This is a genomic window from Neptuniibacter sp. QD57_21 (assembly GCF_047778075.1).
GTDB lineage: Bacteria > Pseudomonadota > Gammaproteobacteria > Pseudomonadales > Balneatricaceae > Neptuniibacter.
The window spans coordinates 1,058,793-1,080,594 of the sequence record NZ_CP180549.1 but is presented as its reverse complement, the minus strand read 5'-3'; the positions used below and the strand labels follow the sequence as shown (position 1 = coordinate 1,080,594).

Sequence of the window (21,802 nt, the reverse complement as noted above, 5' to 3'; positions counted from 1 at the left end):
TCCCTAGAAAATTCGTTACTACTTGCGTAAAACGATCTCAACACGTCGATTTAGTGCTCGGTTTTTAGCTGAAGAGTTCGGTACTAAAGGCTCACTATCCGCTAACCCTTCTACACGAATCACTTGCTGCGCCGGCAATTTACTTTTCAGTAAGTCGCCTACTGAATCAGCCCTCGCTTTTGAAAGAACCCAGTTTGATGGGAATCGAGCTGAGAAAATTGGAATGTTGTCCGAATGCCCTTGCACTTCAATCGGTGCTGACAGTTCGGGAATGGTTTCACCGATTCTCTCAATCAGTGGAATAAACCGAGGAGATAGCTCAGCCTGACCGGATGCAAACAGTTTGGTATGACGGATGCGAACACGAGTGTGGGTAGCGTCATCAATCAATTCAATCACACCGTTATCTATTTCCGATTTGAGTGCCGGTGTCAGAATTCCAACCAAATCTAACCGTTGGAAATCGAGGACTGGCGGTGGTGCAGGAACATAACGATTAAGTTTATCGATATTTACGGGTGTAACTTGTAACGGATCAGCCTGCCCTACTGCTGCCAAGTTCGCCATAACCTGATCTGATTTTTGGTTTAAATACCAGTTAAAACCAATAAAAGAGGAAGATAAGAGTACTAACGCAACAGACCAAATAACCCATTGAGGAAGATGGCGAACAAAGCCTTGATGAGCGACATCTAATCCCATCCAGGCTGGTGATAATGGCAACGCAGCTCTATTACGATGTCTTGTTATGAGGATATAAAGCTCACTACGGAGTTGATCTAGTTCCCTTCTACCATTAGAGAGGCGACGGTATTTACCTTCAAAACCTAGCGATAAGCAGCAATAGTAAAACTCTAAAACCAACAAACTAGTAGCAGGTCTTTGCATCAATTCTTGAAGGTAGTGGAAGAAGTTCTCCCCACCCCAAGCTTCTTGATGCAGATTGATCAGCATACTGTCCCCAGACCAGCGACTTGTACTTCCCCAAGGGGTATTTAATACAATTTCATCAACAAGAGAGCACATGGCATAACTAATTTGATGAGCTGTATTTGGATCGGCTTGTATACCCCACCCCTGACTGCGGTAGAAATTAAGTTGATCTAACGCGTAACGATGAAACTCATCAAGGTTTGGACACTCTGATGCACTCTGAATTTTACTCGCGAACGTTAACAACGGCGAAACCATAGCGATCAGAGGGTTCTCTTCATACATGGGTACCGCTGATTGATGATGCTGTTGATCATAAGCAGCTGGGCTAGGTTGATACGCTGGAGCCGCTGGTTGAGCAGGCTGCCCAACATGACCTTGATGAGGAGCATATTCATGCGCCGGTTGTCCGTAGCTGGAACTTGATGGGTTTTGAGAATGAGGCTGCTGAGCGGGCTGATACCCACCGGGAGGAACCGCTTGTCCATTATAGGGCTGTTCCGGTGTATATTGAGGTGCCTGTTGTGGGCCCGCATGCCCCTGATTCTGCTGCCCATCTCGCTGCGGTCTTCTGCCGCCTGGTGTAGGCCTAATAATTGTTTGGTCTTCCATGAATAAACTCTCTATTACCGCCGTTTAATCGCCCAAAATTGACACTCTAGTCCCGGAAAATCGCCACCTATGTGGAATGCGATTCCGCCGGACTGTTGCAGGTTTTTCCATAGCGCATTGCTGATATCTAATTGGAAATAAGTGAAACCTGCGTGATACGGAATCTCTCGAGGAGCCACAGGTAGATCGCTAACTGGAATACCTGGTAGCGCACTGCTGATTAATTCGCGAATCTGCTCGACTGGCCCAATTTTCATTTGAGCAGGTAACTGCTTTCGTAATTTTTCTTGCGGTACTTGGGCGCTAACGGCCAGCACGAAGTCTGCACTTTTGAGTAAGGATCTATCGTTGATACGCGCTGCACGAATCCCATATTGCGGTGGTGATAATGGAATAGACTCTGCGATATTTTCCAGTACGGTGCCGAAAGACTCTCTCAGATCGACAAACAGTGGCGAGAACGTTTCAAAGAGTGCTTCATGCTCATATTTGGGATATTCAGGTGAACGCTTATCCTTCTTCATAAACGTTGATAACTCACCTGCCATACCCAGCAATCTCTCGTACAATCCAAGAGGATGTAGCTCTTCCAAATCACGCAGAAGATTAAGCACAGGATCTAAACGATTGAGGATCTGCAGCAGCATAAAATCTGTAACTTCTGCCACGCCACCTTTGCCGCCACCACCAGCAACACGACCCGCTAGTTCTCTTGCACGGGTCATGACTAAGCTGTGAAGCTCGGTTACAAAATCAGTTAATAATGGCGAGGCCTTGGTATGAAGTACCGTAGGAATAAAATCACGACGTAAACGAATTTTTCCGCCCTTAACTTCCTCAATATGAGCAACTGCAATCTGAGTGTACCCTTCAGGCACAACCAGTGAATCATCGCCACGTTCTGGTTCCACAAAAAGACGCATACGTAATTCACCGACTTGAATCGATGAATTTTCGCCGTGCTCATCAGACGAATCTTTTAACTCCAACGATCTCGGTAGATATCTAATGAGACTATTTCTGTGATCACTTTCACCGATCTCAGCCGTACCTTCTTGGCGCAGAGGAATCGCTAAATAAACAACGGCATCTTCAATAGAGTCTGGAACACGAATTGATAGCGGTGGCGCATCGCCCGTCAACGTACTAAAGCTAGTTCCATCCGGAAAAATACCTGCGCACTCTTCAAGCGTAAGCTCGCCAATTTCTAAATGTGATTGATTGATCTTGAGCGCCGAAAAACCCCAAGCATAAGGCGTGAGATCTCGATTACGATTTGTTAATTCTTTTGAGATATAGCGCTCAAACTGTTGAAAATGATGAGGGCGTAGAAACATCCCCTCATGCCAGATAACTTTGTTAGTCAATTAACAGCCCTCTTTAACTAATACATCAAGCAAACCGGCTTTCTTACAATCTTCCAGTTTCATGGGATTAACAGTCACACCACCCTCTTCTACTTTGACACCCTGTGATGCTTGCAGAGACGGTGCAGCTAATGAAGGCGTTACTCCTTGCGCTGCCACATTGCCGTTTGGTGAAACAGTCAGTACATTCGCGTTTAGATAAGCCACTAGCGAAACATCAGCTTGGCTTGGAATCGGGAGAATCTGCTTATGAATAGCGTTATCTGTATTCTGGAATGCTGCCATCACCGCAACGAAATGCGCATCGGGGTCAATAACAGATTGGTGATTTACAAAAGAGCCTGGGGCAACGACATATTCTTCACGAGATAATAGATCTGCAGATAAGAGCGTCTTATCTTGATCGTAAAGATCGAAAAAGCTGGCTTCTTTAAAATCAACTTCTTTACGTAATTGATAAACTCTAACGACCGTAGGAGAAGGCCTACCAGAGAGATCGAGATTAGTTAATGGATGGGCCGATATAGCCAGAGCAAGATTAGAATCCGGTGGCGTATCATCTTTTACTTCAACAGATAAACACCCGCTTAGAGAGAGAAATAACAACATACAGAACATTGCCCTGTAACCTTTCTCAAACCTCAATGACATAATCTAACTCCTTTAGTCTTTTTCCATTTAGAACTGCAACAACGCAAAAGGCTGCCGAATCCGCAAAGCAGATTGGCAGCCCTTAAACTTAATTTAGAGAAATTAAGCTTTAGGTACACGCCAGTCATCAGAACCAGACGTTCCTGCTACTTCATGCGTCCAAGAGATCTTACGGTAAGTTAACGCAATATCTTCCATGTGCGTGAAGTGAGCCATATCTGGATCCTGACAGTTAGGCATTTTCGCCTTAATATCAACGATCATTGCGTCTTCTAGTTCGTGCGTGAAGTAATGTTCTTGCTGACCCGTCATAGACGTGCGGTACCACTTCAACACAACTTTTGGTAGACGCTCACCACTAGTCAACGCTTCATAAAGTTTTGGCGAAGACTTGTCGTAAATCTTTGTAATAACAAACGCATCATGAACACGCTGACCGCTTGGCTGACCACTCTGCGGATCACGTGGGATCAAAATTTGGTGTTCAAAACCTTGAACAGTGATCTCATTTTCATGATCTTCCTGAAAACGGTTACCCATGGATTCCATGCTGTTAGCGCCTTCAGTGATGTTGCCCTGAGTTTCACCCTCAATGGACATATAACCTGGAGTTGGCATATATCTCTCCTTAGATTTAGTGGTTTAAAAATTTCACAACCACCTATTCAATCCGCATGCCAACTTTTAAAAACCCTATTCCTTTGCGGCCTACAGCCAGAATCACTATCCAAGTTACTTAAGGCACACAAGGGCTTAATGAGCACAAAAACGCTCAATTGAGAAAAACTAAGCTAAAACCCCAAGCAATCTCTCTTTCAAATCGAAGGCCATACCTTCCAAACCATCGATATCAACCAACTCTTCAAAGGTAGAACCTCCAGAAAGCTGAGAAACCATAGAAACAAGAGAGTCTTGAGGACGAAACGCAGGAACAACAGATGTGAGAACAACATAAGGAAGATCACCCGACACATCAGGTAGTGCCTCGATGCTTACCTCATACCCCAATCCAGAAAGAATCCTTTGTAGATCTGGGCTTTGCTCAATGAGCAACCAGATAGTCAGCGCTCTTATAACGAAAGGAGAAACTTCTTCATAACGCATCTCCTGACCACCAATACGATCTGAGATAAGCCCAACCAGATCGTAACTACAGTCATAGCCTAAAACCCAGCGCACAGGAGTAGAAAACAGTAACGGTGAAGATAAACCAGACAACTCTTGGGAATAACTCCAAGGGGTTAGCGACAATTTATTGTGAATAGCAGATAAAGGGGTAGAAAGCTTAGCTGACAAGCCAAATGCATCACGCATAACTGACTTATAGCGCTCCTCAAGTAGAGAAAAATTTTTCTCAGCGCCTATCACCTTATCTCGTGAGGCACTCTGCATGTACTCACCCAAAACTTTTCGAGGGGCACAAAGCGTAGTGAGCGTTTTAACGTAACCGTGAAGATCTTCGCTCAATAACGAGCTAACTTTCTTAGATTGATCGCGCAGAGAGGACAAATCCTCAAACTGAATTTCCCTAACTGGTGTCATAACAACGTCCCTATCCACCAAATTCTTTATAAAACTCGAGCCAGTCTACTTATATATTTAAAAAAAACAAATAATTTAAAACCCAAATAAGCGTGTGAGAATATTTATTCTCACCCATAAAAACCCTTTAAATATTCTTTATTCATTATTCAAAAATAAATGGCATAAAACATGCTATTTAATATTTAAACTATCATGGATAACCAAGATGAAAGTATGTAAAGGGAAATACCTTCTTGTCGGATTAATCGCCGCTAGCACACACCAACTCAGCGCAGCAGGAACGCCACCTTCTCACTTACCCGAAGCTCGATATGACAGTGAGATAAAGGAACAAGATTACCTGATAACACAGGAGCAAAAAGGCAAATGGGCGGTCAACTGTCGCCAGAGAATCAATCCTGCATCAACTGATAAACGTTGTAGTGCCACTGATGGAAGGCAGATTCTTAAATTCACAGCTCAGGCCGAAGAACCCGCTCCACCACCAGCCAAAGCTTTTGAACAAGCAGCTAAACTCACTGATGGCTACATACTGCAACTTGCTGCTTTCTCCACCCAAGAAGCGGCACTTAGATTTCAGGCTACACATTCAACTATAAGATCTCGCGTAGTTTCGACCACAGTACAAAGTGTTCAAATGTTTAATGTTATTACACCCGTGATAGAGAACTTTAAACAAGCGCAAGTTTCTGCAGAAAATACGGCTAAAACCCTAGGTTATTTACCCTGGATTCGAACAACAGATTCAATATAACTCACTACATAAACCACAAGGATGACTTATGTATACTCTAGCAAAAATACTTAACTTTTTAATGGCAGGCCTATTTACGATTTTAGGCATAGCTGCGTTATTAATGGGCAACTTCTTTGCACCATTCTTTCCAGTCGATTTAGCGATCGTCATGTCGATTCTACCGTTTCTGGTAACAGCCATGGGCATCGTAGGTCTATGGAGCATCTTTACAAATAACAGAAGCTGGCAAATAGCATTTGCTCTATTTACTGCAATGTTCTGGTACATCGGAACAATTATAGGTGTGTTGAGCCTTATCTTGCTCCTATCGAGCAAACCATCAGAGGAAGAAACGAAAGAACTACCAAACCCTACCGCTTAAATACAAAGACACGGAGTAAGCCTATTGCTCCGTGTCTGATTCTCAGAAGATACCTACTATTTTTAGATTAAGATCAGAGAGTGACTGGGACCTTCCATATCCGTTTTACGTCAACAGTACGACCGGATAGGGCTGTGAATTCGCCTTCTAACTTAATGTACCAATGAGCTATCCCATTTCTACTCTTGGCGAAACTTGGCTCTAGGTCTTTAGAAATCGGGAGATCAAAGAAAACCTCCGAACAGCCCTGAAAGTCACTTTTCACCTGCGGATCGATACTCTCTTTGAATAAGTTTGATTCTTTAAATCCTAATTTTTCGTTTGCTTCTACACGGTATATTTCATTGCAAGAAAGACTTAGAGTTAGTGGTTTTGGTGTTGGAATCCCCTGTATTTTGAAATGACCCGCTATACGATCACCAATACGCCCACATCCATCCTCTAAAAACAGGGTCGATTTGCCTATCTCTTTGTATTCATTTATTTTTTTAAAACCATACTTACAAAAGAAAAAACCAACCAAAGAGAACACCCAGAAGATATAGTGCATCTTATCTGTAGTTCTAATATTAAGCTCAATGAAAATGGGGACTACACCAAAACCAAGCATTACGAAAAAACCAACAAAGGCCATCACATAAGACTGCCCACCAGAAATATCTTCAATTCCAGCACTAGATTCTTTAATTAAATACTTAACATTTCTCTTCTTAGCTGTAAAAATTAACCACGCCCCACTAGCAACACAAATAATTGTTAGGAAGTTGAAAAAATTGCTATCTTCACCAGCAGCAACACTAAACACCATTCCTAATAGGCACAGGATAAAACCATTAAAGACAGCTTTTATAGGGCTACTCGCTGAAGCTCTATTAACATAATCATATTCAAAACGCATAAAAATCCCTTTTATTGGCCAGATAGATAGTTATTTATTAAATTTTCTTTAATCCCAATTATTCACTACATATACTTAGGTTGGAAGTTAAGCAATATTAAACATCTGGTTTAAACATAAACATAAAATCCATTTCATCAAAATTTATTACATGTTCAATACTGTTGAAAAACTCTTCTGATTTTTTATTTAGCTCAGTTATTGTTTTTTTATCAACATTGAATTTCACAACATAGAATTCTTCATCAAACTCTTCACCCGTACCAAGGTGATAAGCCCTATTAAAAATATAAGCTTCTTCGGCTGATATCAATTCATCACTAATTGCCCAATCATAACGCCTTCCGCCATAACCTTTTTTAAGACTATCCATGTACAGATCCCTACGCTTTGCATTGGTCATTCCCTCATATGGGTTATGAACGAAATACATTGCTATCTGAGGATCTTTATTAACATTATCAAGTAGAGCTTGATACATTTCTTCACCCCAATATTCTTGATAAGTCTTTCCGGTGGTCTGCAGACCAACCATTGAACTTGCTAGCGGTCTAACATAGCCTTTTTTAGCCGCATCTAAAAAGTATTTAACCCCTTTACCTGAAAATTTATCGTAAAACTTCTCCAATAATGAACGGTCATGAATCTGATAGAAAAACCCAGCTTTGGCATCTTCTTTTTTAGCTAACTCTTTCCATCGAATAATCGCTTTATCCAAGTTATCTTCACTACATTCCCAACCATTGACTTCGCAAACATCGCCTGTCCCATCAACTCCTGATAATTTGAATAGCGCATAGGGATTACCTAATTCTCCAGCCTGTTCAAACCACTTATAAGCCCCATAACGGTCACGACCAAAATTTTGCTGTTTCATGTAGCCGTACCAGAATAAAGCCTGTGCATCCCCTTTTAGCGCATAAGGTTCAAGCTTAGCCATAGCTTCATCGTACTTTTTGTAGCGAATATCAATCATAATTGGATAAAGGTAATGTCCTTTTTCTACGTAACCAGCATTCGCTAACGAAGTGATTACCAATAAGCTACAAGCGAAAATACGTAAAAAAAACATCATGCTTTTCCTTCTATATCCATAACTGAAACCCGGTGGCAGTTTGGGTTAATATCTACAGCATTTTTACGAGCATTCTGCTCAATAACGTCACTTTTACAATCCCCGATATAGATGGCCGTATAGGAATCACCTAAGTAGCCTTTTTCTACATAAAACTGATAGTCACGTGTAAGCATATTTAATAGCTCCCTAAAACTATAAATTTTATTGGTTCTGCCGGATTGATTCAGTTCTGTATCAGAATCCGCCCAAATTGCTGACTCATACAAATAGATCATTCGGCGCAAATTACCTAAAAGCGCCTGCCATTCAGCCTTGTAGCTACCTGGCTTCTGCCCCTTACCACTCATTCGCGTTAATGTTTCTTCAAAATAACGTCTCTGCTTACCAGACAGTTCCGAAGAATAGGCAATATCATCACCTTTGATATGACCATTGACTAACCACACCAGTATTCTCTCAAAAGCATTTCGTTGCCTAACATCCCGATTTTGATCAAGTACCAATCTTGGATTTCCGCCCATATTCATTAGATCACTGGTTCGCTCTCCAAACGAATACGTCTGCTTATCCGTCAACGTATAAAGCAAGCGCCCCAATGTCTCAGGAGGCATTTTCTTAACCCATGGAAGCGCTACTTCTGCTTCATTGTTGATAAAGTCTGCCAGAACTGGGGCTAGTTTTTCACGTGTCTTTTCGTCATTAAATGCTTGGATTTGTTCGAATGGTAATAGTAAAACATCCGCAGCTTTAAGGCCTGTAACCATAACCGCTGTTAGGAACATATTGAACAGTTCGAAGGAATTTTCACCGCTTTCTGGGTCGATGCTTTCATCAAATAGGCTGATACGACGAAAACCTTCTTGATCCATAATGGTGAGGATGTGATCAATAAAGTCATTAATCGCTAAGGGCGATATTTCGAAACCTACTTTACCGCCCACCCCAGGGCCCAAAGCCAGCTTAGCCGCCATAATAAAGATGATTTTACCGCCACTGACGGTGAGTTTTATTACACCACTCGCTGAGGCGGCAAATGCTCCGGCGGCCTTAGCCGTAAATTCACCAAAGGAGACAAAGCCTTTCGAGTTTGGCCTTTGCCAATTTAAACTGCCGACAAATTCACCGCCAGCTTCAACACCGGCAAAGACTCCGGCTGAAGCTGTAATATCGGCAGCCTTACTCGGTGCAAGTAGCTCTCCATCGGCATTTTTAATCTGTGCGATATCTTTACGGTGTGCATTATATCCTTGGTAACTTTCGGTAAACCCTTTAACCCCAAGGCCACCTTGATCCAGATTACCAAACTCAACACTGGCTCCTAAATTGACCGAAGCACCCACCATACCATAGAGCGTAAATTTCCCCTGTAGCATGATATTACCGCCATCAAAAACGGCATTCTGTTCTTTTCGGTCTGCTCGATAAAAAACTTCTTGCTCGATTTTGAGCGGCTTTGCGGGTAAATAAGCGATATAATGGATTTTAAAAGGATGCCCGGTAGCACTGGGGTACTGTACAGTGAGAGTTGATTGCCCTTTAGCCAAATTTAATTCTGCATTTGCATCAACTAATCCAAACTTAATATTTTTACCCTGAAGCCTTTCTGTTAGTTGAGAGGCTCCTATCTGATCTCCCATACTCACCGCAGACGAAAAGCGAAGAAACTGACATTCGGAACTAACATGATAAGCCGTTTCATCTATTTCGGGTCCATCAGGCTTCCATTCGTAAGCCCATTTTACCATCGCTTTATCAAAGCTCAGCAATTGATTCTTAAAGTTGGCTTTAATTGGAAGTTCATTACTTAGCTTAGCAATATAATCTTTTACTCGATTATCAAGAAATGTATCCCTAGTGGTTTGTTCCTCAGGCTCTGGAATAGGTTCTCCACCCTCGATGTAATTATTCTTAGCCATCGGTCGGCTGGAATCTGCAGCTCTTAAACCTCCCTTCAGATCTAGAAAGTGATCTCCACATTCGATTTTGCTTTGCGAGTCTTCAGGTATTAACCAACTAGGCCCTCGCACATAGGCGACACGCCCTTCCTCACTACTCAAATAGCATTCCACTACGGATAAGTCAGCTTTCCCTGCGTCGGTGTACAAACTGCCTGTTTTCTTAGCGGGCTTCCATTCTTTCTCTTTAAACACGGGTGTGTAGAGCTTATCGTTCGAAGTAAACAAGCGCTGATACTCTTGAGCAGCAGCATTAGTTTTTGCTTTCTCTTGATAATACGTAACTTGTGCAAGTAACGCTTTTTTACAGTGAACTAAGTCACCCAGTACCTCTTTAGGCAGCTTGCCAACCCCAAGCAAATCTTTTAGTTCTACCATTTTTGCTTTCAATGAAGCTTCTAATTTATGGAGCAATGCTACACAAGGGTAGTAACTCCAAGGCAGCGCTTGGCCTGAAACTGTATCCATGGATTCTAATTTGGGGATGAGACTAAAGACTTCATTGATCATCTTTTTCTCTGCTGCCTCATCCAGTTTTTCGTAGTATTTAAAGGTACTCGGATGGTTGGCAAGCAGGTCATCATCTGTCAAGCATTGCTCAATGAGCACCATCAGGTTGGTATTTAAAGTAAAGATTGGTGTGAAGCGACCCGCAAAACGCGCTCTAAACTCATATGGGCTGAGCCTCGAAGCAACGGCACTATCATGCTGCCAAAGTTCCAATCTGCGTTGAATAGATTTGGGGCTGTCAGAACAGATATCCTCTAACTCAAGGCTATACATACCCCGGGCCTTATGGACGTTTGCCAAAGCGTTATGAATGGAATATTGCTGTTTACTGGTGAAGTACCCCATCTTTTCTGAATAAACAAATGGGGTTCCGTCATCAGATGCTTTTTTCTTAGCAGCTAATCGCGCCTTTTTCTCAAGCTTTTCAATTTCGTCCGCCAATTGCTCCATTACATCATCAATGGCTTCTCTGCGGATCTCTTGATACCTGAGCTTTGTATCTTCTTTTGTCGGAGCGTCCACAAATCGACGTAAAGGTGTTACTTGCATTCCCCCTTTAAAAGTTACATTTAGGGCATTAATGCAATGCTGCCAAAGCTTTTCTTTTTCGAAAGCCTCACTGTACTCACCATAAAACTCTTTACCTAGCTCCTCACCGTTCTGTGCTTTATTGAACAATATTTTAGGGACAGTTAAAACTTCGAGCTTCAGAGCCAATTGCAAGATTAATAGGGCTCTATAACGATCTTTATCTTCCTGCTGTTCCAAGAAGCGCTCATGATCACTACTTTGAAACTTGGATAAGATACCGTACTTACTTAACTCCATCATTGCAGCATTAACGTCACCACCCAGCATCGCCTGCATAATTGATCTCATATGCACGATTTCTTCATTTAGCTTGTCTTTGGCTTGTTGGGTAATCGCAAACCATCCTTGCTGACCGGTTTTAGGCATCGATGGGTAGAAGACAACATCTACGTATTCCTTAGGTTCGCAGACATTACCTAATTGCTTTGGCAGCTCTGGTAATTGAATACGCTCGCTACTTACTGCTGAAGGTTTAACTTCATTTTGTGAAGGCTTCGCAGTATTTTGAGTTGTGTCTGAGTCTTTATCGTCAGGAATATTTATTAAATTACCGGCATAGATCAGATCCACGTTTTTAATCTGCTCACTGTTCATCGCTTGTAATTTACCGACTGTTATACCGAGCCGCTTGGCAATCAACTCTAGACAATCACCTTCAATGATCTCATATGTTCCCGACATGATTATTCCATTAATCCTTTGTAAAACTGTTCCGGTAGCTGATAGGCCGTCTGAATTGCTTCAGGGGTTATTTCGCCGTGGTTTCTAAAGCTTCCTTTCGCCCAGATAACCTCTGAGCTGCCACTGATAAAACGCGCAAGTTCTGTTTGGGGAAGCTCCTGTTCCAACGAATCTAAAAGCGCCGGAGAATAAAAACGAAATACCATTGCGTTACCCAATGGAGATTGAGCAAGCGCCCTGCTTTGCACCCAACTCAACAGTTCTTCTTTCGGCTGGTTTGGTGAGCCTATTACCAATGAGGAACCCGCTTGCCAGTACACATTCTGTTCCCACTGTTGCTGAATGACTTCGTTATAGAACAGCTCGGAATCAGATTTAAAAAATACGCACCAAGGCCCTTCTTCTGCGACGCTTTCTAGAATCGTGCCGTCAAATAATCTGGCTACATCTGGAAGCTCTTCATTTTGGAAGATAAGTGCCAATGGATTATCGTGAAAACGGTTATGATCCAGTATCAGGCAGTACAAAGCATCATCGTAGATAGGGATCATGCTAACCCCTTACATGGACAATCCGAACGCGGGCAAGTCGCAATAGACCCGCCGTCTTTCATACATAATCCGATTGCTGGCTGATCAACTAAGGCCATCCGTTTAAGCGTCGGTGCTGGTATCCAAGGTTCAGCAGCCGCTTTACCCTCAGTCACATATCCCGCTTGATCTAAATCGGCTTCTAACGGTGGTTCTGGTGCTACTGGTGCTGCTGCAGCGGCACTACCACCGCCGCCTCCACCGTTTAGGTTTATCGCGGCGCCATTCACTTTTACCCCAGCAGGATTAATCGTGATTGTGCTGCCACCTGCTTTTATAAGTATTTCGGTACCGGCTTCGAAAATGATCTTTTGCCCAGCTTTCCAGTTGCTCTCATTCACTGCATGCTGAAAGCCGCTTTTTCCAATTTGGGCATGATAGTCAGGCGTAATGGTATGGTTGTAGTTGGTTTTAACTTCACGATGGTAATCGCCTTTGGTTAGCGCGTGTTCCTCGTTGTAAAACTCTCTATATTCGTTATGTTCCACCAGCTGTTGATGCTCGTGGCCAACCCATTGTTTATGGGTATCTAGAGTACGTTGATCTAGGTCTTTCTCTGCTCTGATAAAGACCTCTTCTTCACCTTTTTTATCTTCAAAACGGATTTCGTTGTAGCCACCGCCACCTTTGCTGGAGAGGGTCTTAATTGTTGAGCGGGTTTTGTGCTCAGGCAGAGCATAAGGTGGCATATTATGGCCGTGATAAACCCTGCCTGTGATGATGGGCCTGTCTGGATTTCCCTCTAGGAAATCAACAATTACTTCATCGCCAATGCGAGGAAGAAACATGCTGCCGAAAGCCCCGCCTGCACTGTTTTGACTAACACGAAGCCAACAGGAGGTGTTTTCATCATATTCACCCATTCGGTCCCAATGGAACTGTACTTTTACCCGACCATGCTCGTCGGTATAGATCTCTTCGCCTTCAGGCCCTGTCACCGTTGCCGTTTGCGCTCCTTGAATCACCGGCCGTTTATTAAGGTCAACTTTAGGGCGGTAAGGCGTATCCATAGAGACAAGATTAAGTTTATTGCTGTATTTAGAACCTTCGGTCGTAGCACCTGTTTCCAACACCTGCGGCTGAGAACAAACATGCTCAATACGAGAAATAAAATACTCAGAATTTAATTCGCTACGCTCATGATCTAGAACGGTAAAACTAAAGCCCGGCGAACAGCGATTAACGTCACTTTCGGCTTCAACCGTCTTACGCTTTCGATTGGCTGAATCTAATCGGGCATCAGTTAGATGTGAGCCTCTGCCAGATTCCATAAAGTTTGCAGGATAATCGTAGATTTCTAGGGCGGTATCCTGCTGGTGTGAGGCTGTTTCAGTAAGGTCTAAATTCGGTTTGGTAAAGTTAAAATCACGTAAGGATACTTTGCCTGGACGGATCGATTCTGCATATTGAAAGCGGAATATGTGCTGCTCTGAGATAGCCCCTTGGGCATGATGAAAATATGGTATTTCAGCCTCACCACTGATATAGGGTGAAGAGGCAGAAGAATCGCTGAATACGATTGTGTGTTTATCAGCTGAGTGCTCGAAGTAGTAATGAATCCCCTCTTCCTCAAGCAACCGCTCTATAAAGTTGAGATCTGACTCTGCGTATTGAACACAGTATTCACGGGCACTAGCAGGCCTTGTGAGGTCAAAACGGAATTCGTCCGAGGAGAAGTTATGCTCACTAAGCAAGTGAGTGATGATGTCGCGTGTTGTTAAAAACTGAAAAATTCGATTATCTAAACGATGTTTTAACAACCAAATTTTCGGCACTAAAGTAACACGGTAACTGCTTTGTCGAACGCCTTCTTCGCCAATTACCGCACTGGCGACAATGCCGTTGATATAACGCGTTTGTTCGTTTTCATCTCCGGTTTGATCCAGCAAAGTAACGCAAGCAGCCTTCCCTACAATTTGATCGATTTCTATATCTGTTTGCTTAGAAACCAGCTCAATTTCAATACTGAATACTTGGGATACCTGCTCCACTCCGGAGAGGCGTACCAGTGAGAATTCGCTACCGCCTTGCACATTAAAGAGGAAGCGTTCTTCATTTGCTTTTAAAAACATCACTCATTCCTTTGACGTGAAACTGCATCCGATCACGTAGACATATTACATAGCATTTTCATTAAGCATGGTTTATGCCATGTATTGATGGGATCGGGTTATAGCAATTTAAAGCACGAAATCAGTCCAGAGATCGTGCTATACAACAACATTGATTAAGTTATTTTCAGCTGTATTAATCTACCAGATTACTCTCGATTGCATATCGAGTTAGGCCCGCTGCGGTATGGATATCCAGTTTGTTTTTGATATTTTGGCGGTGGGTTTCTACGGTGCGAACAGAGATATCTAACTCGCGTGCGATCTCTTTGTTACTGTTGCCTTCAGCCACCAGCTTAAGTACATCTTTCTCGCGGCCCGTTAATGGCTCTTGTTCCTCTTCAACTGCGACAGGTACCGCTTGTTCAAACTGACTGAACAATGCTTGTGATGCGCCAGAGCTAAAGTAAGTGCCGCCGCGGTAGATGGTTTCGATCGCTGAGATAAGCTCTTCTGAAGAGACATCTTTCAAGACATAACCGGCAGCACCGCATTTGATCAGCTTAACGATGTATTCACGATCATCATGCATGCTTAAGATCAGCACTTTGATGTCAGGTTGTTCTTCACGGAATCGTTCGGTAGCTTCAAAGCCATTCATCACAGGCATGGAGACATCCATAAGCACAACGTCTGGCTTCACTTCGGCAGCGAGCTTGAGTGCCTGTTTGCCATCATTAGCCATACCCACGACTTCCAGTGATTCTTCACCTTCTAAACGTGCACTAATGCCATCTAACACTAATGGATGATCATCTACTAACACGACACGTATTTTCATATTATCCACTGTATTCAAGTTAAAGAATTGTAAACCCTGCACGAATCCGCGTACCTGCCCCTATTTTACTTTTCACACCAAAACGTCCACTTAACAGTTCGGTACGTTCTCGCATATTTAGTAAGCCAATGCCTGAAGCTGTCTTCCCTGGAGAGAACCCTTTGCCATCGTCCGTTACTTCGACCCAAATATACCCTTCTCGCGACCAAATGCGCAGCCCTACTTGAGTAGCCTCTGCGTGTTTTTCAATATTGGTCAGCGCTTCTTGGGCGATACGATACATAGTGATTTCAATATCATCTGGCAGTCGTTGTTCTGGCAGCTCTAAACGGATATTGGTCTGTATGCCGGTACGCTCAGAGAACTCTGCGGTCATACTGTGCAGTGCTGACTCTAAGCCTAGATCATCAAGCTGTATTGGGCGCAGATCGTGGGAGATACGTCGCACTTCTTGGATCGCCATATTCAGGACATCGCAGCCTTTGTTGAGGTCGTTAGCGGCCGATTCATCCTGTTTGAGTAACTTATCTCTCGCAAGCTCCAACCTGAACTTAACCGATACCATTAGCTGGTTAATGCCATCGTGGAGTTCTCGGGCAAAGTTACGACGTTGGCTCACTTGGAACTGCACGTAACTGTGGGCAAGTTCACGTAAACGTTTATCGGCAAGCTGGGAAGCATGCATGTTGATTGCGATACCCACCAAAGCAATTACGATGATCGTTCCTGCCAAAATCACTACGACGGTAAAGAAGGTATTACGAATATTACGGGTTACTTTAAGCCGGATTGAGGCAACCTCTTTGGCAATATCGTCGATATATAAACCGGTGCCCATCATCCAGTTAAACTTGGGGATCTCGACCACATAACTGAGCTTATCTTCCAGATCACCCTTGGAAGGCTTTTTCCACACATAGCGGTAAAAACCACCGCCTTTTTTCGCCACTTCGATGAGATCACGGATCACCATCTTGCCGTTTTCATCTTTAAGATCCATCAGGTTTTGACCGATCAATTCATGTTGAATCGGATGGACCAAGTTAACGCCCTGACGGTCATAGACAAAGAAGTAGCCATCTTCGCCGTAGGTCAGGCCATCGAGAATGTTTTTAACTTTTTCTTCAGCAACTGTATCCCCCGGCTGAGCATCTTTGACTATATGCTCAATTGAGTTCATCGCCAGCTCTACGTAGTTTTGTAGTTCTTGGCGTTTAGAGCGCAGTAAGTTTTCTTCGAAGGTGTGAATCTCTTGCTCAGAGAGATGCTTGGCTTGGGTCAAGCTGATCATGGTAACAGCCACAGTCACCATCACGAGTGGCAAAATGGAAAGCAGTAGGATTTTGGTTTTTAAAGAGGCTGTAACCCGTTTCATTGGTACTAGCTTTCCTGATCATTTCGGCTGATAGTTAAGGTTCCAGTATAAAGGATGCGGGGTATAACACTCCATGGATTTCTCACTATGGTCAAAGGCTGAAGTACTTTACACATCGGCATCTCGCCGCGGCGAGTTAAAGAGCCTGACAACCTCATCACATAAGGTTCAAGAAGGCGAGCTACACTTCCAACTAAGGCAATTATCCAGCTTAAAAGAGAAGGCCAAAGCCAACTCAGCGACATCAAATAATGACCCTTTTCTTCCCCACGAACCGAGTCTTTATGTTGGTCCTGTGGGTGATAATCATAAGTTACTACTGAACAAGTTTAACGTCTTAGAGCAGCACCTGCTGTTAGTAACCAATCACTTTGTACAGCAAAACATTCTGCTTTCGCTCGATGATTTTAGCGCCTTATATCAATGCTTAACCCAAGGCCCGGCGCTCGCTTTTTATAATAGTTCAGCCGAAGCCGGTGCTAGCCAACCTCACAAACATCTACAGTTAATCCAGTTAGATGAAAATTCAGCTGATCTGATCCCCTTTAGTCCACAGTTTGAGGAACTACATGATGAAGTACCAAGGAAGTTAGATTCCCTTCCCTTCGAACATGCCGCCTTAGCTTTGCCAAATGATCTCTTCGACGGGGACACGCCTGAAGATTCAGCAACTCAATTACAGCATTTGTATGATCGATTGCGCACGACACTCTCTCTAGAAAGTTCAGGTGATAAAACCGTGCCACCACACAATCTTCTACTCACTCATGAGTGGATGATGGTCGTGCCACGTAAGCAGGAATCCTTTGAAGGTATTTCACTAAATGCTCTAGCCTTTGCGGGATCTATCTTGGTAGAGGATAAAGCCCAAGCCGAGCTAATTACGCAACAAGGGCTTTGCAAAGCGCTGTCAGAAGTTAGCGGTTTACTTGTATAAAACAGCTAACCCCAGACAAAAAAGCGCCCCGATAAACGGGGCAAATGGGAATGAACCATTAATTGGGCGGTGGCCCGCCCAGAGAGAAGAGTGATAACGGCCACTCAACCGTCTTACGCCAAACCATAGAATCCTGGGAATACTAGGATTGAGATAACAACCGCTACCTGCATTAGGATGAAAGGCATTACACCTTTATAGATATCCATTGTCTGTACGCTCGGCGGTGCAACACCTTTGAGGTAGAACAGACTGAAGCCAAATGGCGGAGTTAAGAAACTTGTTTGTAGGTTCATCGCGATTAGGATCGCAAACCATACCGGCGCTATACCTAGTGCATCAGCAACCGGTGCCAAGATCGGTACGATGATGAAACTGATCTCTACGAAGTCGATAAAGAAACCTAGGATCAAAATCGCAAGCATAGATAGGATCAAGAAGCCCTGAGCACCGCCTGGTAAATCAGATAGAACTTCCTCAACAATGTAGTCACCACCGGTGTAAGTGAACGCCATAGAGAAGGCTGTCGCACCCAACAGGATCGCAAATACCATCGCGGTAACTTTTACCGTTTCAGTTGCAGATTCTAGAACCATTTTCCAGCTGAACTGACGGTACATAGCCGCCAATACGATTGCACCTACGCCACCTAGTGCAGAAGATTCTGTTGGTGTCGCAATACCTGCGAAGATAGAACCCAACACAATCAAGATCAGTGCTAGTGGTGGAATGATCGCTTTAAGCGCTTTTATGTACTGCTCGCGCTTAGAATCAACATCGTCGTCTAGAGGCAGTGCTGGCGCCGCTTCAGGCTTAACAAAGCTGTAGATTAGGATATAAACAACGTAGATACCGATCAACATTAGACCTGGGCCTACCGCTGCTTTAAATAGGTCACCTACAGGGATACCTAGAACATCACCCAAGATAATTAGGATGATCGATGGTGGAATAATCTGACCTAGCGTACCCGACGCACAGATCGTACCGCAGGCAAGTGACTTGTCGTATTTGTACTTCAACATTACCGGTAGCGAGATCAAACCCATTGCTACCACAGATGCACCTACTACACCGGTAGAAGCCGCCAGCAACGCACCTACCAATACAGTAGAGATTGCCAAACCGCCGCGAACACCGCCAAACAGTTTACCCATGGACTCAAGCAACTGCTCAGCCAACTGAGTTTTCTGTAAAACGATACCCATGAAAATAAATAGAGGAACCGCCATCAATACCGTGTTTTCCATAATGCTCTGAATACGGAACGGCATGAAAGCAAACATTTCAGCGCCTTCAGCAAATACACCGAAGAACAACGCTACACCACCAAAGGTAAAGGCAACTGGGAAGCCGACAAGCAGCATCAACAGCGCCACAACAAACATAATAATACCAATCATTACTAAACGCCCCTTAGTGCTGTGGTGGTTGGTAATGATCTTCTTTGGTATTGCCCAAGAAGATGTTTAAAGATTTAAGGAACAAACCGATACCGCTAATTAACATGGCAAAGAAAGCAAAAGGGATAACGGATTTGATAATCCAACGATAAGGAAGACCACCCGGATCGCCCGAGGTCTCACCTAATTCAAATGATTCACGCGCAAAATCGATACCATACCAACCAACTAGGGCACAGAACGGGAAGAGCAGAAATACACAACCCAACATATCGATCATTGCTTTGGTTTTGCCTGATAAACGTTCGTAGATCAGGTCAACACGTACGTGGCCACCGACCCGTAGCGTGTAAGACACACCTAATAGAAAAACTGCTGCATATAGGTGCCACTCTAATTCTTGCATCCCGATGGAGACATCATTAAAGACATAGCGCATTACAACGTCGATAAAGACATTGAACAGCATGATTACAAATAGAACTGCAGAGATCTTGCCCATCAAATCTGAAAAGCTGTTGATCACCTGCTCCAGTCTCACTAGAAACATGATTTCTCCTAGAAGATTAAGAAGTTGGTGCCCCGGATCGGGACAATGTCCAGAGCACCAACGAGGGGGTTCTTACGACTCGATTACTTAGACAAGCTGTTTAGGTAAGCTTTGTCAGAGATATCTGTCCATGCACGTGCTTTTTCCATGTACGCAGACTGAGACTCAAGAATTTTCTTAGCTAGTGGATCAGCTGCTGCTTTCTCAGCAAGTAGCTCATCGTTAGCTTTACGCATTGCGCTGATTACTTCAGCTGGGAAAGATTTAACCTGAATGTTCGGGAATTCAGTTTTCATGCTTGCCCAGTTTTCAGCAGACGCGTGGTAAGACTGGATGTACATATCGTACGCCGCTGTACGCATTGCTGTTTTAAGGATCTGCTGCAGATCAGCTGGTAGACGCTCAAACTTCTTCTTGTTGATCAAGAACTGAAGTTCAGTCGCAGGCTCATGCCAGCCAGTGTAGTAGTAAGGAGCGATCTTGTGGAAACCCATACGTAGGTCAAGTGAAGGACCTACCCACTCCAATGCATCGATAGTACGACGCTCAAGTGCAGTGTAAAGCTCACCTGCTGGAATGTTAGTTGGTTTCGCTCCTAGCTTAGCTAGTACTTCACCCGCGAAGCCAGGGATACGCATTTTCAGACCTTTTAGGTCGTCCAGAGAGTTGATCTCTTTCTGGAACCAACCGCCCATCTGGTTACCTGTGTTACCACCAGGGAAGGACATTAGGTTGAACTTGCCGTAAACCTCATCCATTAGTTCCTGACCACCACCGTAGTAGAACCAACCGTACTGTTCAGGTGCAGTCATACCAAATGGCATAGTCGTGAAGTAAAGCGTATTTGGTACTTTACCCTTCCAGTAGTAAGACGCGGAGTGACCCATATCGTACTGACCAGAGCGAACCATATCGAAAACACCTAGTGGTGCTTTGTGCTTGTTCTTAGAGTCGATTTGAATTTTAAGACGGCCGTTAGACATCTCTTCAGCTAGCTTAGCCATGTTTTTAGTCGCATCACCAAAAACAGGGAAGTTAGTTGGCCAAGTTTCTGCCAGCTTCAGTTTGTAAACCTTGTCAGCAGCCATTGCTGGCGTTGCCAGTACTGCAGTACATGCAGCTGCAGTAATTAACTGCTTAGGAAAAGTCATTTTGAACATTTTTATTATCATCCTCTCTCTATAATCCGCGTTTTTAAACCGTCATATAAGTGTGGTCGCACCTGAAACAATCTCCTGTCCACCCCAACTACGACCACAGCTAACACTGCTAAAACTATAACCATGCTAGCTCTTATAGTCTTACACAGCATGCCATACCCCGATATTGGGATAAATGCGCATAAGTACTAGATAGATTACTTAGATGACGTACGTAGTACTACGTAGAACAGCTAGATTTATCTGCTAGCACAGATATTATGTAGCAACATTCCCAAAAGGCTAATATCTTATGACAGAACAACAGAGAACACGCCGTTTAAGAAAGTATGAAGCCGATCCAGCCAATTCATCCATCAGTTCAACTAATGATAAAATCGAGCTTTTATCACCTTTTGGGCCACTAATCACAAAGGCGAAACTTCCTTTAGATCTCGTAGACAAAATTAATCGTTTCGCTGATCTGCATATTTCCGAAACGGAAAGCTCTGAATTTATGCTTCCTGAGAATATTGTTTTTGGTGGGGTGCCTTCCCTTGCCGAAACAGTCGGCTCATTAATTGGCAATTATGTTAAGGAAGCAGAAGGTAGCCAATTAGATAAAGCTACCTATGAGGTGTTCTGGATCGTCAGCCAGTACCAAAACACACCTAGCCCAGTGCATTTCCATTCTGGTGATATTTCAGGGGTGCTGTACCTAAAAGTCCCTGAAGAGATCGACCCTAGCCAAGAAGAAAGAAACTATATCTCGGGTCGCAAAGCGGGTTATCTAAATTTTATCGAAGGTAATAAGCAGCGTTTTTCTAAATCACTTTTAAGTGTAAAGCCTGAGGTGGGGGATTTTTACCTTTTCCCAGGTTGGTTACTCCATGGCGCTGAACCCTTTATTGGCGAAGGGGAGCGGCGCTCCATGGCATTTAATGCGACATTAGAGGTTAAATAAATTTCTAAGCCTC

19 protein-coding genes are annotated in these 21,802 nt (G+C 43.6%); 4 read left to right on the top strand and 15 right to left on the bottom strand.

Annotated features, from left to right (window positions below):
- Positions 1-18: 18 nt before the first annotated feature.
- The 5 genes from tssL to ACMXYS_RS04685 form a co-directional block, all read right to left on the bottom strand.
- A complete protein-coding gene (gene tssL / locus ACMXYS_RS04705) occupies positions 19-1,545 on the bottom strand; it encodes a type VI secretion system protein TssL, long form (protein ID WP_415897748.1) in 1,527 nt (508 codons plus the stop codon).
- A 14-nt stretch (positions 1,546-1,559) separates the two neighbouring features.
- Positions 1,560-2,912: a type VI secretion system baseplate subunit TssK gene (gene tssK / locus ACMXYS_RS04700; protein ID WP_415897747.1), complete on the bottom strand. Its 1,353-nt coding sequence runs from the start codon at positions 2,910-2,912 to the stop codon at positions 1,560-1,562.
- Positions 2,913-3,563, bottom strand: a complete 651-nt coding sequence (tssJ, locus tag ACMXYS_RS04695; protein WP_415891640.1) for a type VI secretion system lipoprotein TssJ — start codon at positions 3,561-3,563, stop codon at positions 2,913-2,915.
- Positions 3,564-3,665: 102 nt separating this feature from the next.
- Positions 3,666-4,181, bottom strand: a complete 516-nt coding sequence (locus ACMXYS_RS04690; RefSeq protein ID WP_415884419.1) for an Hcp family type VI secretion system effector — start codon at positions 4,179-4,181, stop codon at positions 3,666-3,668.
- Between the two features lie 168 nt (positions 4,182-4,349).
- The gene (locus tag ACMXYS_RS04685) at positions 4,350-5,105 is read right to left on the bottom strand and encodes a hypothetical protein (RefSeq protein WP_415897746.1); all 756 of its coding nucleotides are present in this window, start codon (positions 5,103-5,105) and stop codon (positions 4,350-4,352) included.
- Positions 5,106-5,313: 208 nt separating this feature from the next.
- Between ACMXYS_RS04685 and ACMXYS_RS04680 the strand changes: the two genes are divergently transcribed.
- Positions 5,314-5,862: an SPOR domain-containing protein gene (locus tag ACMXYS_RS04680; protein ID WP_415884417.1), complete on the top strand. Its 549-nt coding sequence runs from the start codon at positions 5,314-5,316 to the stop codon at positions 5,860-5,862.
- Positions 5,863-5,890: 28 nt separating this feature from the next.
- On the top strand, positions 5,891-6,226 hold the full coding sequence (locus ACMXYS_RS04675) for a hypothetical protein (RefSeq protein ID WP_415897745.1): 336 nt from the start codon (positions 5,891-5,893) through the stop codon (positions 6,224-6,226).
- A gap of 73 nt (positions 6,227-6,299) precedes the next feature.
- On the opposite strand, the gene ACMXYS_RS04670 is transcribed toward ACMXYS_RS04675, so the two are convergent.
- The 7 genes from ACMXYS_RS04670 to ACMXYS_RS04640 all read right to left on the bottom strand — a co-directional run bounded on the left by ACMXYS_RS04670 (position 6,300) and on the right by ACMXYS_RS04640 (position 16,796).
- Positions 6,300-7,124: a hypothetical protein gene (locus tag ACMXYS_RS04670; RefSeq protein ID WP_415897744.1), complete on the bottom strand. Its 825-nt coding sequence runs from the start codon at positions 7,122-7,124 to the stop codon at positions 6,300-6,302.
- A 97-nt stretch (positions 7,125-7,221) separates the two neighbouring features.
- Positions 7,222-8,199, bottom strand: a complete 978-nt coding sequence (locus ACMXYS_RS04665) for a hypothetical protein (protein WP_415897743.1) — start codon at positions 8,197-8,199, stop codon at positions 7,222-7,224.
- Positions 8,196-11,939, bottom strand: coding sequence for a LysM peptidoglycan-binding domain-containing protein (locus tag ACMXYS_RS04660; RefSeq protein WP_415897742.1), 3,744 nt, complete (start codon positions 11,937-11,939; stop codon positions 8,196-8,198). Before ACMXYS_RS04660 ends, ACMXYS_RS04665 begins: the two co-directional genes overlap by 4 nt.
- A 2-nt stretch (positions 11,940-11,941) precedes the next feature.
- Entirely contained in the window at positions 11,942-12,490 is a 549-nt protein-coding gene (locus ACMXYS_RS04655; protein ID WP_415897741.1) for a DUF4123 domain-containing protein, read from the bottom strand.
- Positions 12,487-14,601, bottom strand: coding sequence for a type VI secretion system Vgr family protein (locus ACMXYS_RS04650; RefSeq protein ID WP_415897740.1), 2,115 nt, complete (start codon positions 14,599-14,601; stop codon positions 12,487-12,489). Before ACMXYS_RS04650 ends, ACMXYS_RS04655 begins: the two co-directional genes overlap by 4 nt.
- Positions 14,602-14,776: 175 nt before the next feature.
- The gene (locus ACMXYS_RS04645; protein ID WP_415894918.1) at positions 14,777-15,421 is read right to left on the bottom strand and encodes a response regulator; all 645 of its coding nucleotides are present in this window, start codon (positions 15,419-15,421) and stop codon (positions 14,777-14,779) included.
- Between the two features lie 19 nt (positions 15,422-15,440).
- Entirely contained in the window at positions 15,441-16,796 is a 1,356-nt protein-coding gene (locus ACMXYS_RS04640; RefSeq protein ID WP_415897739.1) for a cache domain-containing protein, read from the bottom strand.
- Between the two features lie 73 nt (positions 16,797-16,869).
- Between ACMXYS_RS04640 and ACMXYS_RS04635 the strand changes: the two genes are divergently transcribed.
- Positions 16,870-17,733: a DUF4922 domain-containing protein gene (locus ACMXYS_RS04635; protein WP_415897738.1), complete on the top strand. Its 864-nt coding sequence runs from the start codon at positions 16,870-16,872 to the stop codon at positions 17,731-17,733.
- A 113-nt stretch (positions 17,734-17,846) separates the two neighbouring features.
- On the opposite strand, the gene ACMXYS_RS04630 is transcribed toward ACMXYS_RS04635, so the two are convergent.
- The 3 genes from ACMXYS_RS04630 to ACMXYS_RS04620 form a co-directional block, all read right to left on the bottom strand.
- Positions 17,847-19,136, bottom strand: coding sequence for a TRAP transporter large permease (locus ACMXYS_RS04630; protein ID WP_415897737.1), 1,290 nt, complete (start codon positions 19,134-19,136; stop codon positions 17,847-17,849).
- 13 nt (positions 19,137-19,149) lie between these two features.
- On the bottom strand, positions 19,150-19,686 hold the full coding sequence (locus ACMXYS_RS04625; RefSeq protein WP_415883834.1) for a TRAP transporter small permease subunit: 537 nt from the start codon (positions 19,684-19,686) through the stop codon (positions 19,150-19,152).
- An 83-nt stretch (positions 19,687-19,769) separates the two neighbouring features.
- Entirely contained in the window at positions 19,770-20,846 is a 1,077-nt protein-coding gene (locus ACMXYS_RS04620) for a TRAP transporter substrate-binding protein (protein WP_415897736.1), read from the bottom strand.
- Between the two features lie 292 nt (positions 20,847-21,138).
- Here ACMXYS_RS04620 and ACMXYS_RS04615 point away from each other — a divergent pair, with 292 nt between their 5' ends.
- A complete protein-coding gene (locus tag ACMXYS_RS04615) occupies positions 21,139-21,789 on the top strand; it encodes a putative 2OG-Fe(II) oxygenase (protein ID WP_415897735.1) in 651 nt (216 codons plus the stop codon).
- Positions 21,790-21,802 lie beyond the last annotated feature (13 nt).

What these genes read in the sequence shown, in the direction of transcription:
- ACMXYS_RS04640 (WP_415897739.1), bottom strand. Translation starts at nt 16,796, where the DNA reads ATGAAACGGGTTACAGCCTCTTTAAAAACCAAAATCCTACTGCTTTCC.
- ACMXYS_RS04635 (WP_415897738.1), top strand. Translation starts at nt 16,870, where the DNA reads ATGGATTTCTCACTATGGTCAAAGGCTGAAGTACTTTACACATCGGCA.
- ACMXYS_RS04675 (WP_415897745.1), top strand. Translation starts at nt 5,891, where the DNA reads ATGTATACTCTAGCAAAAATACTTAACTTTTTAATGGCAGGCCTATTT.
- ACMXYS_RS04690 (WP_415884419.1), bottom strand. Translation starts at nt 4,181, where the DNA reads ATGCCAACTCCAGGTTATATGTCCATTGAGGGTGAAACTCAGGGCAAC.
- ACMXYS_RS04620 (WP_415897736.1), bottom strand. Translation starts at nt 20,846, where the DNA reads ATGTTCAAAATGACTTTTCCTAAGCAGTTAATTACTGCAGCTGCATGT.
- ACMXYS_RS04685 (WP_415897746.1), bottom strand. Translation starts at nt 5,105, where the DNA reads ATGACACCAGTTAGGGAAATTCAGTTTGAGGATTTGTCCTCTCTGCGC.
- ACMXYS_RS04655 (WP_415897741.1), bottom strand. Translation starts at nt 12,490, where the DNA reads ATGATCCCTATCTACGATGATGCTTTGTACTGCCTGATACTGGATCAT.
- ACMXYS_RS04670 (WP_415897744.1), bottom strand. Translation starts at nt 7,124, where the DNA reads ATGCGTTTTGAATATGATTATGTTAATAGAGCTTCAGCGAGTAGCCCT.
- ACMXYS_RS04645 (WP_415894918.1), bottom strand. Translation starts at nt 15,421, where the DNA reads ATGAAAATACGTGTCGTGTTAGTAGATGATCATCCATTAGTGTTAGAT.
- ACMXYS_RS04680 (WP_415884417.1), top strand. Translation starts at nt 5,314, where the DNA reads ATGAAAGTATGTAAAGGGAAATACCTTCTTGTCGGATTAATCGCCGCT.
- ACMXYS_RS04650 (WP_415897740.1), bottom strand. Translation starts at nt 14,601, where the DNA reads ATGTTTTTAAAAGCAAATGAAGAACGCTTCCTCTTTAATGTGCAAGGC.
- ACMXYS_RS04660 (WP_415897742.1), bottom strand. Translation starts at nt 11,939, where the DNA reads ATGTCGGGAACATATGAGATCATTGAAGGTGATTGTCTAGAGTTGATT.
- ACMXYS_RS04615 (WP_415897735.1), top strand. Translation starts at nt 21,139, where the DNA reads ATGACAGAACAACAGAGAACACGCCGTTTAAGAAAGTATGAAGCCGAT.
- tssL (WP_415897748.1), bottom strand. Translation starts at nt 1,545, where the DNA reads ATGGAAGACCAAACAATTATTAGGCCTACACCAGGCGGCAGAAGACCG.
- tssJ (WP_415891640.1), bottom strand. Translation starts at nt 3,563, where the DNA reads ATGTCATTGAGGTTTGAGAAAGGTTACAGGGCAATGTTCTGTATGTTG.
- ACMXYS_RS04630 (WP_415897737.1), bottom strand. Translation starts at nt 19,136, where the DNA reads ATGATTGGTATTATTATGTTTGTTGTGGCGCTGTTGATGCTGCTTGTC.
- ACMXYS_RS04625 (WP_415883834.1), bottom strand. Translation starts at nt 19,686, where the DNA reads ATGTTTCTAGTGAGACTGGAGCAGGTGATCAACAGCTTTTCAGATTTG.
- ACMXYS_RS04665 (WP_415897743.1), bottom strand. Translation starts at nt 8,199, where the DNA reads ATGATGTTTTTTTTACGTATTTTCGCTTGTAGCTTATTGGTAATCACT.